14 protein-coding genes are annotated in these 17,835 nt (G+C 35.5%); 6 read left to right on the top strand and 8 right to left on the bottom strand.

All coding sequences use genetic code 11. The annotated features are described in order from the left end of the window. Window positions 1-706: 706 nt before the first annotated feature. From B0A80_RS13050 to B0A80_RS13040, 3 genes are all read right to left on the bottom strand, one after another. Window positions 707-1,480: a polysaccharide deacetylase family protein gene (locus B0A80_RS13050; RefSeq protein ID WP_233430746.1), complete on the bottom strand. Its 774-nt coding sequence runs from the start codon at window positions 1,478-1,480 to the stop codon at window positions 707-709. 150 nt (window positions 1,481-1,630) lie between these two features. Further along, window positions 1,631-4,054 (bottom strand): ABC transporter permease, encoded by a 2,424-nt coding sequence (locus B0A80_RS13045; protein WP_089077553.1) that lies wholly within the window; start codon window positions 4,052-4,054, stop codon window positions 1,631-1,633. A gap of 3 nt (window positions 4,055-4,057) precedes the next feature. Next, window positions 4,058-4,771 carry an ABC transporter ATP-binding protein gene (locus B0A80_RS13040; RefSeq protein WP_089077552.1) on the bottom strand — a complete coding sequence of 238 codons (714 nt, stop codon included), beginning with the start codon at window positions 4,769-4,771 and terminating at the stop codon, window positions 4,058-4,060. Window positions 4,772-5,051: 280 nt separating this feature from the next. Between B0A80_RS13040 and B0A80_RS13035 the strand changes: the two genes are divergently transcribed. Then, a complete protein-coding gene (locus B0A80_RS13035) occupies window positions 5,052-6,401 on the top strand; it encodes a sigma-54-dependent transcriptional regulator (protein ID WP_089077551.1) in 1,350 nt (449 codons plus the stop codon). A gap of 1 nt (window position 6,402) precedes the next feature. After that, complete coding sequence (locus tag B0A80_RS13030) at window positions 6,403-7,734, top strand: sensor histidine kinase (protein ID WP_165769254.1); 1,332 nt, start codon at window positions 6,403-6,405, stop codon at window positions 7,732-7,734. 91 nt (window positions 7,735-7,825) lie between these two features. Here the strand turns inward: B0A80_RS13030 and B0A80_RS13025 are convergent, their stop codons facing one another. The 5 genes from B0A80_RS13025 to B0A80_RS13005 form a co-directional block, all read right to left on the bottom strand. Next, complete coding sequence (locus tag B0A80_RS13025; protein ID WP_089077550.1) at window positions 7,826-8,542, bottom strand: DUF3667 domain-containing protein; 717 nt, start codon at window positions 8,540-8,542, stop codon at window positions 7,826-7,828. A gap of 270 nt (window positions 8,543-8,812) precedes the next feature. Continuing rightward, window positions 8,813-9,631 carry a methionine ABC transporter substrate-binding lipoprotein MetQ gene (gene metQ, locus B0A80_RS13020; RefSeq protein WP_089077549.1) on the bottom strand — a complete coding sequence of 273 codons (819 nt, stop codon included), beginning with the start codon at window positions 9,629-9,631 and terminating at the stop codon, window positions 8,813-8,815. Between the two features lie 100 nt (window positions 9,632-9,731). Next, window positions 9,732-10,385, bottom strand: a complete 654-nt coding sequence (metI, locus tag B0A80_RS13015; RefSeq protein ID WP_089077548.1) for a methionine ABC transporter permease MetI — start codon at window positions 10,383-10,385, stop codon at window positions 9,732-9,734. Next, entirely contained in the window at window positions 10,378-11,409 is a 1,032-nt protein-coding gene (metN, locus tag B0A80_RS13010; protein WP_089077547.1) for a methionine ABC transporter ATP-binding protein MetN, read from the bottom strand. Before metN ends, metI begins: the two co-directional genes overlap by 8 nt. Window positions 11,410-11,878: 469 nt before the next feature. Continuing rightward, window positions 11,879-13,105, bottom strand: a complete 1,227-nt coding sequence (locus B0A80_RS13005) for a PQQ-dependent sugar dehydrogenase (protein WP_089077546.1) — start codon at window positions 13,103-13,105, stop codon at window positions 11,879-11,881. A 235-nt stretch (window positions 13,106-13,340) separates the two neighbouring features. Between B0A80_RS13005 and B0A80_RS13000 the strand changes: the two genes are divergently transcribed. From B0A80_RS13000 to B0A80_RS12985, 4 genes are all read left to right on the top strand, one after another. Beyond that, window positions 13,341-14,066, top strand: a complete 726-nt coding sequence (locus B0A80_RS13000; protein WP_233430745.1) for a FadR/GntR family transcriptional regulator — start codon at window positions 13,341-13,343, stop codon at window positions 14,064-14,066. 43 nt (window positions 14,067-14,109) lie between these two features. After that, window positions 14,110-15,345 carry an MFS transporter gene (locus tag B0A80_RS12995; protein ID WP_089077544.1) on the top strand — a complete coding sequence of 412 codons (1,236 nt, stop codon included), beginning with the start codon at window positions 14,110-14,112 and terminating at the stop codon, window positions 15,343-15,345. Window positions 15,346-15,665: 320 nt separating this feature from the next. Continuing rightward, window positions 15,666-17,159, top strand: coding sequence for an ankyrin repeat domain-containing protein (locus tag B0A80_RS12990; RefSeq protein ID WP_089077543.1), 1,494 nt, complete (start codon window positions 15,666-15,668; stop codon window positions 17,157-17,159). 89 nt (window positions 17,160-17,248) lie between these two features. Next, the gene (locus B0A80_RS12985) at window positions 17,249-17,728 is read left to right on the top strand and encodes a DUF2271 domain-containing protein (RefSeq protein WP_089077542.1); all 480 of its coding nucleotides are present in this window, start codon (window positions 17,249-17,251) and stop codon (window positions 17,726-17,728) included. Window positions 17,729-17,835 lie beyond the last annotated feature (107 nt).

The following is a 17,835-nucleotide window of genomic DNA, read 5'->3' as shown; positions in this document are numbered from 1 at the left end:
CAATAACTCATGCCACTTTTTTAATTAGGTATCGAAAGAACATCCTGAATGATGTACTACATTTTGAATAAATATTGTTCTATAGCTAAAATTAGCAAACACTAATTCAATTTTAATACTGATAACAGATCATATTGCTCTAAGTTACTCTTTCTTTGTTTAAAAAACAACAAAGCCAGAATACTTCTCTATCAGTAGCAACCATAACACAACAGATATTTAAAAGAGATTTGGGGGATCTTTTTTTTCAGAATAAATGTGTTTACTACAAAAAACTTACTTTATTCTATTTTTTAAATATATAATTGTTTCTATTTTCTTAATAAGTAGCAAAAATAGTATGCTGAAATTAAATCGACTGTAGAACATTTTATAACAACCTGTAGAACTTGTTCTACATTTTTACTAATAATTAATTCTACAATTTTCATGATACAAAGATACAGTTTTTGGAAAAATATGTCTGATTATTTACGAAATCGTTTGATCGGGAGCTTGTAGAACACCACAAACACGTACACCAAAGCACTGATTTCTAACCATTCACCTTCTCATTTCGAAAAAAAATCAGAAATTCTCATGAAAAACCTTCTCTTCATTTTAAAGATTGATCTGAGTGAAAAACATGTAATTCCTACTGAAAAAAGATCCGATCCGAATCTTTCGTTTCAGTAAAAATTATTGTTATTTAACGTTAAAGAATCGTTTATTTGTGCTCGAGCAAACCGTCTAAGTCCGATAAGGTATAAAACTTGAGATCGTTTAACTTCATATACCGGCAGATAAATTCTAAAGTTTCTATTTTCGTCTGATAATTTTCAGTAACATTTCTAACGGGTTTATGTCCGCATAAAATTAGAATTTTATTGTTTTTCTTCGCATAGTGCAATAATTCGAGAAGATACGGAATACTGAAATGAATATGGCTATTGTCGATATCAAAGGCAAATACAATTTTAGAATTGTTAAAATAACTATCCTGTTTTTCCGGAAGTTCTCCTCCAAAGGCTCTTCCTCTTATAATTTTAAATTTGGGAGATAACGCTTTATCCAATGCATCAGATCTTAATCCGTATGGATAAGCAAAGCTGGTCATTTTAAAAGAATGTTTTTTCATGGAAGCGATCATAGGGGTAATTTCCTGATCAATGTAAGCATCCATTCCATTTTTATTGACAAATTTAACGGCATTATAATGATGATAGCCATGTCCGGCTATTTCATGTCCGTATTTTTGCATTTCAAGAAGTTTTTCGATTTGCGGTTTCCCAATCGAATCAATACGGCAAACATTAAAAGTAGCTTTCCAGGAGTATTTTCTCAAAGCCTGATCGGCTTCGGACCATTCGTCTACATAGGCATCATCAAAAGATAAAATTACACCGGCTTCATAAGCTTTGGCGCCTGGATTTTGCTTTTTACTTTCACAGGAAAATAAGGTCAGACAAAATATAAACAGTATCGATTTAAGGAAAAACATCTTCATAAAATATAGCCTGAAAAATTTAAAAACGCACTCTTTTTTTAATCAATAGAATCTTGTTATTTCAAATATAGTTCTTTTTTCAGTTTACTGCCATTAAAAAAGCCTCCAAAATGTTCTCACTTTGAAGGCTTTACTTTTTATGATTTATTCGTATTTCAAGTATTTCAAAACATCTATTTTAGTGGCCTGATAAGCTCTTGAAAGCACCACTGCTAGTGTTAGCAGCAATAAGGCGATAAATCCAATTAAAAATGGATAAACCGATATTGTAATGCGGTACGAGAAATTTTCTAACCATTTGTTAAGTAAATAATAAGCCGGAAATAAAGCCATTAAAAAACCTATAATACTGAAAACCACATACTGCTTGCAAAGTTCTTTTAATAGAACATTTGTCTCGGCACCCAGAGTTTTTCGAATCGCGATTTCTTTCATGCGTCGTTCAATAGAGTACGAAGCCAGTGCAAACAATCCAAAAAGCGCAATTACAATGACAATGACATTTAATAACGAAAATAGATTTTTTTGTCTTACATAATTGCTATAAGATCTTTTGTATCCTTTATCGACAAAATCATACGAGAATGGATATTCCGTATCTACTTTTTTAACCCAAAGATTTTCAATATCAGTCAAAGTCTGCTGCATGTTTTTAGCATCCACAGTAATATAAATATTATTCAAAAGTTCAGTAAACCAAGGCACTGTCTTAAAATGAAAAAAGGACATGGGAGGAATAGCCTGACCCGGATCCATCAGATTAAAATCTTTTACAACTCCCACAATAATGGCATCCTGACCATTCCAGTTTAACTTTTTCCCTATCGGATCTTTTTCGTTCAATAACTTGAGTGCAGTCTCATTAATCAACATTGAACTGACGGTATCCTGAGCAAATTTGGGATCTAAATAGCGTCCTTTAACTATTTTAATTTTCAACATTTCCAATAATCCGAAGTCAATTGGTATATTATTTCCATCTATACTTTTGTCTTTATATTGATAAGTGATGGTCGATTTTGGGCCATATCCTAAGACAAAACCTCCACCGGAAACTTCTTTAACCCCCTTGATATGAAGCAACTGATTCCTGATGCTATTATATCGGTCCAATCGCTCTTTGTTGCTGATTTTTTCTCCATAGATATTCTTATACGAAATGTTCAGAATTTGTTTTCCATTAAAACCTAACTCTTTAGAGTTCATATGTTCTATTTGCTGGTAAACAATATAAGATCCGATAATGAAAAAAGCGGCCACACTAAATTGAAAAATCAACATCCCGTTACGAAGCCAAATACCGTTTTTACTTCGGCCAAAGTTTCCTTTCAAAACCTTTAGTGGTTCAAAATTAGAAACATAAACCGCCGGTAGTATACCCGCCAGTACAACCGTTATAAAAAATATAGCCACCAGCTGCAGGTAAAACTGACTGCTTTGTAATACCAGTGATTTTTCTAAAAAAGCATTGTAATACGGTAACGAAATTTCGACAATAACCAATGACACTAAAATGGCAAACAACGTAATGAGAGCCGTTTCAAAAACAAACTGTTGGATTATACCATATTTTGAAGCGCCTATAATTTTTCGAACTCCAACCTCCTTAGCTCTTTTTACCGCATTTGCCGTAGCCGAATTAACATAATTTACAATTGATAACAACAGAATTAAAACCGATAATCCCACCATAATAAGTAAAAATTGAAAATTCCCTTTTGATTCTGCCATACCACCGGTCTTGGTATGCAGACGAACGGAAGCCAGTGACTCTAAAATTGGTTTCACTTCACCGTATTTGCGAATTAGCTCTTGAGGAGTAATTCCCTGCTCCTTTGCAAATCGGACTGTTAAGTTTTCAAAGTATACTTTTTGGAGATTCTTTGCTACTGGTTTCTCATCCTCCTGATTTTTCAGTTTCAGCAATAAAACATACTGAAAATTTCCCCAAAACTGAATGTTTGCATTAATGCGCTGGTCCATAAAATTAACCACACAAGAAGGATTATAGGCTGATTTTTTATCTAACTTATAAACACCTCGTACCATCAAAACTTTCTTCTGTAAAACTACTTTTTTACCTACAGCAGTTTCATTTCCAAAAAGCTTAAACGCCAAATCCTGCGATAAACAAATACTGTTTACATCTGGTAAAGCCCCCTTTCGACTGCCCTCAGTAAATTCATACGGAAAATATTCAAAGAAGTTTCCCTGGGCAATGGTAATCTTGTCAGATTGTACTTTTTTGTCCTTAAAATAAAGAATGTCATTATCATAACCTCCGTTCAAATAACAAAAAGATTCGACTTCAGGACTTATAGCTTTTAGCGCTGCCCCAACAGGTGCCGAACTTGAAGACCAATAGGTTGTAGCATTCATTTTATTGGCTACTAAAAAAATCTTGTCTTTATTAGGGTTCCATTGATCGTAGGATTGTTCCTCATTCCAGTACAAAATGGCAAAAATTAATCCTGCAATTCCAATACTCAAACCCAAAACATTTAAGGCTGTAAAAACCTTATTGTTTTTAATGTGGTAAATAAATATGTTGATCCAGTTCTTTAGCATGATTTAATTTGTTGAATGGTTTACTAATACATCTACATTTCTATGATTCATTTTCTCCGAAAGAATAGCTCCATCTTTCATCACAATAGTTCTTTGCGAAAACGAAGCATCATAATCCGAATGTGTAACCATTAGAATTGTCGCACCTCCCGCATGAAGATCCGTCAACAATTCCATTACTTCATTACCATTTTTACTGTCCAGATTTCCTGTAGGTTCATCGGCAAGAATAATTTTCGGATCATTGATTAAAGCCCTGGCAACGGCTACACGCTGCTGCTGCCCTCCCGAAAGCTGTTGCGGATAATGTTTCAAACGATGTGAAATACCCAAGATAGTAGCAATTTCCTGCACTTTTTTCTTTCTTTCAGATGACGGCACCTTATTGTAAATCAGCGGTAATTCAATATTATCAAAAACCGATAATTCATCAATTAAGTTAAAATTCTGAAAAATGAATCCGATGTTTTCTTTTCTCGCTTTTGATTTTAAATTTTCCTTCAGACCAATCATTTCCTGTCCTAACAGTTCATAACTTCCCCCCGAAGCACTGTCTAATAATCCGATAATATTCAATAAAGTCGATTTTCCACTTCCTGATGGCCCCATGATCGATACAAAATCGCCTTCGTTTACGGTTAATGAAATTTCACTTAAAGCTTTTGTTTCTACTTCTTCGGTTCTAAAAATTTTAGAAAGCTTTTTAATTTTGATCATACTACTTTGTTTTTGATGTTTGTTTTTCTTTCTTAGAATTTTATTGCCGAAGTAAAAAACAGATCCTAAATTAAGATAATTGATAACATAATCTATAAATATCTATTTTTGTTACATTTACCGGCAATAATCATTCTCCTATTTGATGATTTGCTAATAGTAATATGATTTTCGTGCCAAAAATTTAAAATTCGTAACTACCTTATTTTAAATTTTTTAGTATCTAAAAGAATTTAAAAGTGTCCAATAATGGACAGCTTTCGTCCAAAACTGAACAAAAATGAAAAAGACAAATGCTGCAATATTAATCATAGACGATCAGGAAGACATCCTTTTTGCGTCGAAAGTGTTCCTAAAAAAGTACTTTGAAGACATTTATACCCTCAATAATCCAAAAAATATTGTCGAATTATTGTCACAAAAACACATTGATGTTGTTTTACTCGACATGAATTACAGAATAGGTTTTGAAGACGGAAGAGAAGGTTTGTATTTATTGAAAGAAATAAAAACACTATCTCCGAAAACGGTTGTTATTTTAATGACCGCTTTTGGTAAAGTTGAAACAGCTGTTGAAGGCTTAAAATCCGGTGCTTTTGATTATATCTTAAAACCTTGGGAAAATAAAAAACTGCTTGAATCTGTCAAACAGGCTGTAGATCAATCCCGAAAGGAACAGAGGAACGTAAAAAATACTGAAGTCGAAAATGACTTTTTTATTGGTACCTCAGAAATGATCAAAAAATCCTATTCCCTTGCTGATAAAGTGGCTAAAACGGATGCTAACGTTTTGATTTTGGGCGAAAACGGAACAGGCAAATTTGTTTTAGCACATCATATCTTTAGCCAATCCGAAAGGAAAAGCCATCCATTTGTAGCTGTCGATTTGGGAGCCTTAAATTCGAATATTTTCGAAAGTGAGCTGTTTGGTTATGCCAAAGGTGCTTTTACAGATGCCAAAACCGATACTCCCGGGCGTTTCGAAATGGCGCAAAACGGAACTATCTTTTTGGATGAAATTGGAAATGTACCGCTGCATTTACAATCGAAATTGCTGCAGGTTATTCAAACCAAAACAGTAACCAGACTAGGTGAAACAAAGCCAAGACCGCTAAATGTCCGCATCATTACAGCAACCAACCTAAATCTTAAACAAGAAGTTACCGATAAAAACTTTAGGGAAGACCTTTATTATCGTATCAATACCATGGAAATCGTTCTGCCACCTTTACGGGAACGTCACGAAGATAAAATTCCGCTGGCAGAATACCTTCTCGACAAAATGATTGCAAAATACAACCGAAATACAATTCAATTTGACAAAAAAGTACTGGAACAAATTGAAAAACATGCCTGGAATGGTAACATCAGAGAAATGGAAAATAAAATTGAACGTGCTGTTATTCTGTGCGAAAACAATAAAATTACTACTTCCGATTTAGATTTAGAGACCATAACTCCCTACGAAGAAAATCCGGATGATATTCAGCTCTCTTCTGTAGAGAAGGCAGCAGTTGAGAAAGCCTTGCTGAAAAACAACAATAATATCAGTAAAACGGCAGAAGAACTAGGATTGTCCAGAGGCTCTTTATACCGTCGTTTAGAAAAATACAACATCAATATCAATTAATATGTTTCAGACCTTCCAAACCTATAAACTGCTGTTTTTACGATTGATTCTGATTGTGTTGATGATCGAAATCTCTTTTTATTTTTTTAAAACAGACCTTTTCTTTACCGGAATCTTTGGCCTTTTTGTTGTATTCCTGCTTGTTCGCGAAATGTACTTTTATACTCGGAATTTTATTTTGCTTTACAACAAAACCATCTCTTCAATCTTACAAAATGATTTTAGTTCCGATTTTTCACAGCATAAATACAATAAAAACTACCACGAATTGTTTCTCTTATACGATACTCTAAAAGGCAAACAAAACGAACAGATCTCTAAAGACATTGTCTATCGTTCGATTTTAAACACTATAGAATCCGGGATCATCATTCTGCAAAAAGAAGAAATAGAATGGAATATTTTCCTAATGAACGATCATTTTTCTTCTCATTTTAATGTTCCGAAAGTCTCCAAATGGAAATATCTTAAAGATCAATTGCCATCGTTGTGTGAAGTTATCGAAGCTGACGAATTTCAGGAAGTCAAAACCTCTTTAGAGATTCGGGTACAAGAACAAAACATGCAAACCTTTGTATTGCAGGCTTCTCGAACTGAGATCTTTGGAAAAGATTATTTTATCGTTTTACTGGATTCGATTCAGAATGTTGTCGAAAAAAAAGAAAAAGATGCCTGGGTGAATTTAATGAAAGTGATTTCGCATGAACTCTTAAATTCTATAACTCCTATTCGTTCTATTTGCCAGAACCTACAGGATTTGGTAGAACAGGACACTATGTCGGCTGAAGATTTGGAAGATGTCAAAAATAGCGTTGAAACCATGCTCAGACGAAGCGATCATCTGCAAAAATTTGTCGAAGGTTATCGAAAACTGGCCATGTTGCCCACACCAAAAAAAGAGAAAGCTGACTTACAGCTACTGATGCACAATTGTCTTCAGATTATGGCTCCCCTGTTCAGGGAAAAAGGTATTGAAGTTGTCAACACTATTACTTCCAAACACTGGATTAATATCGACTCTCAGCAAATCGAACAGGTTTTTATCAACCTGTTAACCAATTGTATTTATGCTTTAAAAGATGCCACGGAAAAAAAAGTAACGGTGTCGACAGAGTTTAAAGAAAATAGGGCTTTCATTAAAATCACAGACACCGGAAACGGAATCGAAAAAGAAATTGAACACAAAGTATTTCTCCCTTTTTTCACCACCCGAACAGAAGGTGCCGGCATTGGCTTAACGCTCTCCAAAAATATCATTGAAGCACATGGCGGCTATATCACCCATAGAAATGAAAATGGCAAAACCATTTTTGAAATTTGTTTGCTTGAATAAAAATTCAATAGTTAAAAACAGAAAGTCTATAACTATCATCACCAATTATGGATTACTAACCTACCATTGAAAGCCAAAGGCAAATGGAATTTTAATGTTTTATTACTAAGTCAATTAATGTTCCAACAAGCAAAATGGCTAATGAAAATGTCATCATCCCAAAAATGTAGGCCAAAAAGGCTTTAACATAAGAAGATACTTTCCCTCTGTCATAAAACTGTCCAATAGCCCAAGTTGAATACATAAATGCCGCAATTCCGGCAAATTGCATTATATTTAAATGTGTCAGACCGTAAACAACTCCAAAAATGGCATAAATTAACATCCCAATTCCCATTACGAAACAGAGAAGAATTAATATTTCAAATATGTTATAATCTCGTTTTCTGAAAAATAGTTTTGTCCACAATGCAATAAATATCCCCATCATTATATTGGAATAACCTAAATTCATCTGAACCCATTTTGAGATAGTACTTGTTGACGTTTTTTGACTGTCAAGGTAATTAATATAACCATCCTGGAAATGAAAAAAATGATTGCTTATGGAATAAATTAAGGAACTAACAATAATAAAAATGATAGGTTTAACGAGTCGGCTTCTGTTTTCAGTAAGATAATTTCTGATATTTTGTCCCGGGCTTGTTATAAGTTCTTTAATCGTATAAAATATTCCACGTTCAAAATGCAAAACGTGTTCAATTTCGTGAACTATATAATGTCCGTTAATCCTTTTGAGTACTTTTGGCTGTCCACAGTCGGGACAAAAATTAGAATTTACTTCGGTGTTACAGTTTAGGCAGTTCATTTTTTTGGTCAAATATTTTGGTCAATTTTTTTATTTGTAGTCAGTTTGATAAAATTGTCGCTAACTTGTTTATACCCCTCATAAAATGTGATCAATACCTCTTAACAGGGATGATTTTTAGCAACTGATGTCAGTCTTTATTTTTTAAACGGAGCTAAAATACAAAAAAAGTGCAATGATTTTTAATCATTGCACTTTATATAACTTAAAGATTTTACCTGATAAAAAAGATTAACAGCCCAACCCAAACTTACTATATTTCAAAAAAAATTACCAGCCCTTTACTGCTCCGCCTTTAAACTCGCGAACCGCAGCCTGTTCTACTTCAGCAGATTGAAAAGCTGCTACAAACTGTTTTATTTTTTCTTCTTTTTTGTTATCATCACGACTTACAATTAAGTTGACGTAAGGCGAATCTTTGTCCTCTACAAACAGAGCATCACGAGCCGGAACCAGTCCTGCCTGTGAAGCAAAAGTATTATTGATAATCGCTACCGCTACATTCTGATCGTCTAAAGCACGTGGCAATTGTGGCGCTTCTAATTCTAATATTTTAAGATTCTTAGGATTTTCCGTGATATCCGTTACTTTAGGCAATAAACCAACATTTGGACGAAGTTTCAGTAAACCGTTTTTCTCTAAAAGTAATAAAGAACGCCCTCCATTTGTAGGGTCATTTGGAATAATGATTGTGCTTTCGTTTTTCAGTTCTGAAAGGTTTTTAATCTTTTTAGAATAAGCAGCAATTGGATAAATAAAGGTCTTGGCAATAATCGCCAGTTTGTATCCGCGCTGTTTTGATTGCTCGTCTAAATAAGGTTTGTGCTGAAAAGCATTCACATCAATATCACCCTGACTTAACGCTTCGTTTGGAATCACATAATCGTTAAAAGAAACCAATTCTACTTCAAGACCGTATTTGTCTTTGGCTACTTTTTGAGCAGCCTGAGCCACCACATATTCCGGACCGGCCGCTACTCCAACTTTAATATGGTGCGGGTCGTTACTTTTACTTTTTCCGCAATTGGACACTACAACTGATAGTGCCACAATCCCTGCTATTTTTAAAAAATTTAGTTTATTATTCATCCTTCTACTATTTATAATTTTAACTCTTTTTTCTATCTTCTTTATTCTTTATTCTTTATTCTTTATTCTTTATTCTTTCTTCATCGCTCTCAATTAAACGTTATCTATGGTCAAATCGTTTAGACAATGCATCACCTGCGAACTGAATCAGGAATACCAGAACAACCAGTAAAGCCAAAACCGAGTTCATCGTTACAGCATCATAACCTATATAACCGTACTGGTACCCCACCTGTCCTAAACCACCTGCTCCAACTGCTCCACCCATTGCAGAATATCCTACAAGTGTGATTAACGTAATCGATGCCGCATTAATTAAAGAAGGCAAAGCTTCCGGAAGCAAGACTTTAAATACGATTTGCAAAGGAGTTGCTCCCAATGCACGTGCTGCTTCGATTAAACCTGACGGAAGTCCCAAAAGACTATTCTCTACCAATCTGGCAATAAAAGGAGCTGCTCCAATACTTAACGGTACCAATGCTGCACTTACACCAATGGAAGTTCCTACCAGCGATCGTGTAAACGGAATCATCCATACAATTAAGATGATAAACGGAATTGAACGAAAAACGTTCACCAAAACCGATAAAAACCGATTCAAAACCGGCTGTTCTAAAATTTGATTTTTTCGGGTTAGAAAAAGTAAAACACCTGTTGGTAGTCCAAGCAGAAAACCAAAAAAACCGGAGACAAAAGTCATCACTATGGTTTCCCAGGTACCTTTTAATAATAATTCAATAATGGATTCATACATAACCTATGATTTCTGTTTTAATATGTTTTGAAATAAAATACTGGATTGCAGCATCATAATTTTCACGTTTACCCGACAATTCGATCAGCATCACACCAAAATTAACTTCTCCTGCCTGATCCATTTGTGCGCTGACAATTTTAAAGTTAGTATCAAACAAACGCGAAACCTCTGAAATAACAGGCTCGTTAACCGATTTACCCGTCATCTCAAGTCGCAAGAGCGGATTCAATCCCTCACGATCTTCTTTTTGCAGCCTTTCCTGATACACCTGCGGAACATCAAGATGCAAGGATGAAGCGATAAATTCTTTGGTCAGTTCGTGTTTCGGATCAGCAAAAATTTCTCCAACACTTCCCTGCTCTATTAATTTTCCGTGACTGATTACCGCTACTTCATCACAGATCGATTTCACAACTTCCATTTGGTGCGTAATTAGAAGAACGGTAATGTTCAAACGACGGTTAATATCTTTCAGTAAGTTTAAAATCGATCTGGTTGTTGCTGGATCCAGTGCACTTGTCGCCTCATCACATAAAAGTACTTTCGGATTATTAGCCAGCGTACGTGCAATGGCAACCCTTTGCTTTTGACCACCCGAAAGACTTGCCGGATAATCACTGGCCTTTTCTTTCAAACCTACCAATTCCAATAATTCTAAAACACGATTTTTGATTTCGGCTTTAGAAGCTCCAACAAGTTCCAGCGGAAAAGCCACATTTTCGAAAACCGTGCGTGACGAAAGCAAATTAAAGTGCTGAAAAATCATTCCAATCTGTCTTCTCTCTACCGCCAGTTGGGCATTAGACAATTGCATTAATGCTTTTCCGTCTACAATGATTTCTCCCGAAGTGGGTCTTTCCAACAAATTCACACATCGAATTAGGGTACTTTTTCCCGCTCCCGACGTTCCAATTACACCAAAAATTTTCCCGGGCGGAACCCTAAGCGAAACATCCGATAAGGCGGAAACTATTCGATCCTTCTGATGGAAATTCTTAGTGACATTTTTTAATTCAATCATTCCGTAATTCAAGTTTAAAAACAAAAAAGCCTCTCAAAAAATCATGAAAGGCTTCTTAAATAAATACTATTATTTTATAGGTAAGCCAGATCAATTAACCTCATAACAGGGCCGCAGCACATCATCATGTTGCTGTTACAATAGCTTCTATTCTGGTTCTTTTTTCTCATTGATGCGGCAAATTTAATGAGTTATTTTTAATTTCAAGACAAAAACGAATAAAACTTTTATTAACCTATCAAAATAATAGACTAAAAGCATGTTGTGCGTGTTAAAACCATTACTATCAAACGGACAATGTCATTAACAATCTTAAATTAAAAATTAAAAGTCAAAAATTAAAAATCTGCAATCGCTAATCTAAAATCCAACATTCTAAAAATCTAAAAATCTAAAAAAACACTTTTATGCCAACAAAAAATGGCGCTTTTCAGCACCATTTTTTATTCCTATTTCCAAAACTCAGAATTTACTTTTTATCAATCTTATACAACCTGCCACTATCCGTAACCGCATACAAAGCCCCGTCATTTCCCTGAGTAATATCTCTGAACCGTTGATTCTCTGATACCAAAAGCCTCTCTTCACCCACAACTTTATTATTATCTATAGCAAGACGCACGATATGCATTCCGCTTAGAGCCCCAATAAAAAGATTGTTCTGCCATTCCGGAACGCGATTACCGCTGTAAAACGTCATGCCACTTGGCGAAACTACCGGATCCCAGTAATAAACCGGCTGCTCCATACCGTCCTGCTGCTGAATTCCTGCGCCTATTTTTTCTCCGCTGTATTCAATTCCGTAAGTAATGATAGGCCATCCGTAATTTGCACCAGCCTTTAAGCGATTGATTTCATCACCTCCGCGTGGTCCATGTTCCGAAAGCCAGATTTCACCACTAACGGGGTGAAGCGCCAATCCCTGAGGGTTTCTGTGTCCGTAGCTATACAATTCAGGCAATGCTCCTGCCTGACTAAAAGTTGGATTTCCTGATGCCGGCTGTCCTTCTTTTGTAATTCTTACCACTTTACCAAGACCTGATGTAAGCGATTGTGCCAAAGGCCTTGTTTCTAAAACCGAACGTTCTCCGGTGCTAACCACCAAATTACCAGTCTTATCAAACAAAATACGTCCTCCGTAATGAAGTGTACTAGCATTGGCAGGCTTTGCTCTGTAAATAATCGTCGCTCCTTCTATTGTTTTCTCATCAGCCGATAATTTCCCCTTGGCCACTGCAGTGTTATTTCCTCCGCCAGTAGCTTCTGAAAATACCCAATAAATCATTCTGTTTGATGCAAACTCAGGATCCAGACATAAGCCCAACAAACCACCCTGTCCTCCTGCATTTACAGCAGGAATACCGGTAATAGGAGCACTTACCACTCCCGCAGTTGTAACAATATGCATAGTACCTGCTTTTTGTGTGACTAACAAACGGCCATCCGGAAGACTTTTAACTCCCCAAGGGCTTGTAAGCGCATTGGTAATAATCTTAGCCTCAAATGCCGTATTGGTCTGCACACCATTAATACGAGTTTGTCCTGTAAAAGCAGGTTTATAAGTCGTATTCGCAGGATTACCTTCTACAGGGTTTGTAATCGTACCGGGATTAGACGGCGTTTCTTTGTCATTTGAACAGCTCAAAAAAGTAAAGAATACGCCCAAAAGAAGCACAATGTGTTTTAGATTTTTCATATACAGTAGATTTAGTTAAAAAATGATATTTGGGTATCAACATCAAACTTCTAAAATTTAAATTGAAAAATTTTATATAATTCACCCGAAAAGTTATACAATTTCATATCATACCGTTAACAATTAACAGCAAGAGCATTCAAACATAACTTACTATAAACCAAAAACTAACAATTTAAATTAACAATTTGCCTCCTAATTTCCTTATCAATAAAATCATAAAAATATCCTAATAATGGTCGATACTACAATTATTCTTTTACATTTGCGATCATCAGACGATGTGATACTACGCATGAAAACACTAATCCAAAAAAAATCACTTGCAGAAGAAGTTGCTTCCAAAATACAGGAGCAAATCACTTTGGGTCATTATAAAATTAATGAAAAACTACCCATAGAAGCTGAATTGATGAAAAGTTTTGGTGTGGGTCGTTCCTCTATACGTGAGGCGATGAAATTGCTTGCTAACTCCGGTTTTTTACGTATTCAGCAAGGTGTTGGTACTTTTGTAGAGCGATTAACCAGTACACGCGAACCAATGGATCAGCGTATCATGCGCGCCAATGTTCAGGATCTGGACGAAGTGCGACAAATACTCGAAATGAAAATTGCCGAAAAAGCTGCAATCAACAGAACTGATGACGATATCGTTGCCATGAAAGAGCATTTACTCAACAGAATGATCGCTGCCAAAGAAGGAAATCTCGAGGAATGTGTAGAAGCGGATATACAATTTCATATTGCGATTGCAAAAGCTTCAAAAAATGAAATTCTGGCTGATCTTTACAAATCTGCTTCCGTACATCTTAAAAAAGGATTCCTGCATCTTTATGGTGATACCAAAATATTCCAGGAAACATCAGCCGTACACCAGCAACTTTTAGAAAATATTATTGCACAGGATCCTAAAAAGGCCTGGAATACTGTTGCAAAAATTATAGGACATATCAATTACTAATTTTTTACCCATATTCATCAGATGATCTGATCTATTATTACTTATGAAAACAGAAACTACTTTTACCAATACCCTAACAGAGTCTAAGCAATTAGCTCAGCAAACCGTTTTCTCCATTTTGTTCACGATCAGTTTTACGCATTTCATTAATGATATGTTACAAGCCGTAATTCCTGCCGTTTACCCCATTTTAAAAACTAAATTCAGTTTGAGCTTTACTGAAGTCGGGCTTATTACCCTGACCTATCAGCTAACAGCCTCAATCCTGCAACCTTTCATTGGTTTTTATACTGATAAAAAGCCGCGTCCGTATTCGCTGGCAATAGGTATGGGTTTTACCCTCGTAGGTCTTGCGGCGGTTGCGATAGCTTCCAGCTTTATCAATATTTTACTTGCGGTAAGTTTAATTGGTATTGGTTCGTCTATATTTCATCCCGAATCGTCAAGGGTTGCCCATCTGGCTTCAGGAGGAAAAAGAGGTCTGGCCCAATCTATTTTTCAACTGGGAGGAAATGCCGGAAGCGCTATCGGACCATTATTAGCAGCGATAATTGTTGTTCCTTACGGACAGTTTAATATTATCTGGTTCTGCTTAGCTGCTATTGTTGGCATTCTAATACTTTCAGGCATTGCCAAATGGTATCAGGAACATTTGAATCTGAAAGCAAAAAACAAATCGGCTATTTCTGAAGAAAAGCACCACTCCCTTTCGAAGCAAAAAGTAATCATTTCTTTGGGAATTTTACTGATTCTAATCTTTTCAAAATACTTCTACATGGCCAGTATGACCAGTTATTATACTTTTTACCTGATTGATAAGTTTCATTTATCAGTTCAGGAATCACAGATTTATCTTTTCGCTTTTCTGGGTGCGGTAGCTGCCGGAACATTATTTGGTGGTGCATTAGGCGATCGTTTTGGACGAAAGTATATCATTTGGATTTCTATTTTAGGCGTTGCTCCCTTTACACTATTATTGCCTTACGTTTCGCTTTTCTGGACCGGAATTTTATCGGTAATTATTGGATTGATCATATCCTCTGCCTTCTCCGCTATTTTGGTTTACGCCACAGAACTGGTTCCCGGAAAAGTAGGTCTAATTGCAGGTCTTTTCTTTGGTTTGGCTTTTGGTATGGGAGGATTAGGGTCTGCCGTACTAGGAAAACTAGCCGACACTACCAGCATCGAATATGTCTTTAAAATTTGCGCTTTCTTACCTTTAATTGGTGTTCTGACCACTTTCTTGCCAAACATCGAAGGAAAAAAAGGAAAACAATAGTTTGTATTCCAGCAAACTAAATCAATAAAAAACTGCAAATCTTGCGGTTAAACTTTTCAGCCACAGATTAGAATGATTCAATGGATTTTTAGTAATCCTGAAAAAATTTTAAGCTGTGGCTTTTACTTTTCTGAATATTTCAATCTTTAATCCTTAAAAAAAGATTAAAATTGGAGTTTCTTCAGCAAATACATTGATTTACTAATATTAATTTTTACATTTGCGTTATTTTTAACTATTCTAAATAGATTGAACTTCTCAAGCTATTTCAGTAGTGTACCAAAACTAACTCATTTTAAAAAAATAGTAAATCTTACAATATGAAAAAGAATTTCTTTCTCTCTTTTGCATTAGCCGCTTCTTTTTTTGTTAGTGCTCAGCAAAAAAACATATTATTAGAACAGTCTTTTTGGAAAACAGCACCGGATGTAAATGCGGTTAAAGCTGAAATTGCAAAAGGAAACAGTCCAACAGTACCTAATGCTAACGCTTTTGATGCGACTGTTGTTGCGATTAATAATGACGCTCCTATCGCTTCTATAAAATTCTTATTGGATCAGCCCGGTAATACCATCGCTAAATTAACTCACGACAATCGTATTTATTTGCATTGGGCTGCTTACAGAGGAAACCTTGAACTGGTAAATTACCTCATTACAAAAGGTTCTGACATTAATCTGGAAGACAGCCACGGTACTACACCAATTGCTTTTGCTGCTTCAAACGGTCAAACCAATACCGCTTTGTACGATGCTTTTTTCAAAGCCGGAATTGATCCAAAGAAAAAATATACCGATGGTGCAAATTTGTTACTAATGGCTGTAGCCTCAGATAAAGACCTTGTTTTAACCGATTATTTAGTATCAAAAGGATTATCTTTAAAAGATGTTGATGCGAACGGAAGTACTGCTTTCGATTATGCAGCAAGAACAGGAAATATTGCTCTTCTAAAAAAACTTTTAGACCGAAAAGTAAAACCAACTGACAATGCTCTTCTAATCGCAGCACAAGGTTCACGTAGAGAAACCAATACTCTTGAAACTTATAAATATTTAGTGGAAGAAGTAAAATTAAAAGCTACTGCCACCAGTAAGTCCGGAGAAAACGTACTTCACTTATTGGCAAACAAACCCAACCAGGGAGAGATCATTGCTTACTTTTTAGCTAAAGGTGTTGATGTTAACAAAATCGACAAAGACGGAAATACACCATTAATGATTGCTGCAGGAGCAAGAGAAACTGCTGCATTAGATAAATTATTACCGGTTACCAAAAACATCAATCTGCAAAACGCCAAAGGTGAATCGGCATTGACTTTCGCCGTAAGATCAGGAGTACCGGAAGCAGTTGCTACTTTATTGAGCAAAGGTGCTGATGTAAATGTAAAAGACAAAGACGGAAACAATCTGGGAGTATATTTGGTACAATCTTACCGCCCGATGGGCCGTGAGACCAATGCTGCTCAGGATCCATTCGAAGCAAAAATAAAGTTACTTCAGGAAAAAGGACTAAACTTAGCAGCTGTACAAAAAGACGGAAGTTCACTGTACCATTCTGCCATCGCTAAAAATGACCTGAATCTGGTAAAAAAATTAGCGCCTTTAAACATTGACGTTAATGCTAAAAACAAGGATGGTTTGACAGCTTTACATAAAGCGGCTATGGTTGCCAAAGACGATTCTATCTTAAAATACCTTCTTTCAATTGGTGCTAAAAAAGACATTAACACCGAATTTGACGAAAGTGCTTATGCTTTAGCAAAAGAAAACGAATCGTTAACCAAAAATAATGTTTCTATTGACTTTTTAAAGTAATAGCTAAAAACTGCATGTTTTAAGTTTCAAGTTTCAAAAACCTGACAATCCAACAATCTAAAAATCTAAAGATCTAACAATCTAAAAAAATGAAATCAATATTTAAAATAGCCCTTACAGCAGTATTAATCTGCTTAATTTCTTTTCAGTCTGCAGCACAAAGCAAATACAAATGTATGCTTCAAATGGCTAATTACATGGGAGAAGGCGCTTACATCGTTGTTTCACTTATCAATCCAAAAGGAGAATACGAGAAAACACTTTATGTAATGGGTGACGACAAAAAATGGTACAAATCATTGAAAGAATGGAATAAATTCCAAACTTCAAAACCTGCTGACATCAGTGCAAAAACAGGAGCTTCTGTTACAGGTGGAGACCGTAGCATTACCACCATTGAAATTGAAGATTCTAAAATAAACAAAGGATATAAACTAAGATTTGAATCGGCTGTAGAAGATCAAAAATATTACGTAAGTGATCTAGAAATTCCACTTACGACTCAAGGATTGGCAGACAAGACAGAAGGAAAAGGTTATATCAGATATGTGAGATTAAACAAAATTTAATTGTAGTAATCGTACGGTTTACTATCAATTAATTTCTTTAAAAAAGAATAGCCACAGATTCTACAGGATTCAAGAAAATCAGATCCTTTTAATCTGTGGCAAAAAAA

It is taken from the genome of Flavobacterium tructae (assembly GCF_002217475.1).
GTDB classification, from domain to species: Bacteria; Bacteroidota; Bacteroidia; order Flavobacteriales; family Flavobacteriaceae; genus Flavobacterium; species Flavobacterium tructae.
The sequence above is the reverse complement of the archived record's forward strand: the minus strand, read 5'-3'. Positions and strand labels throughout refer to the sequence as shown.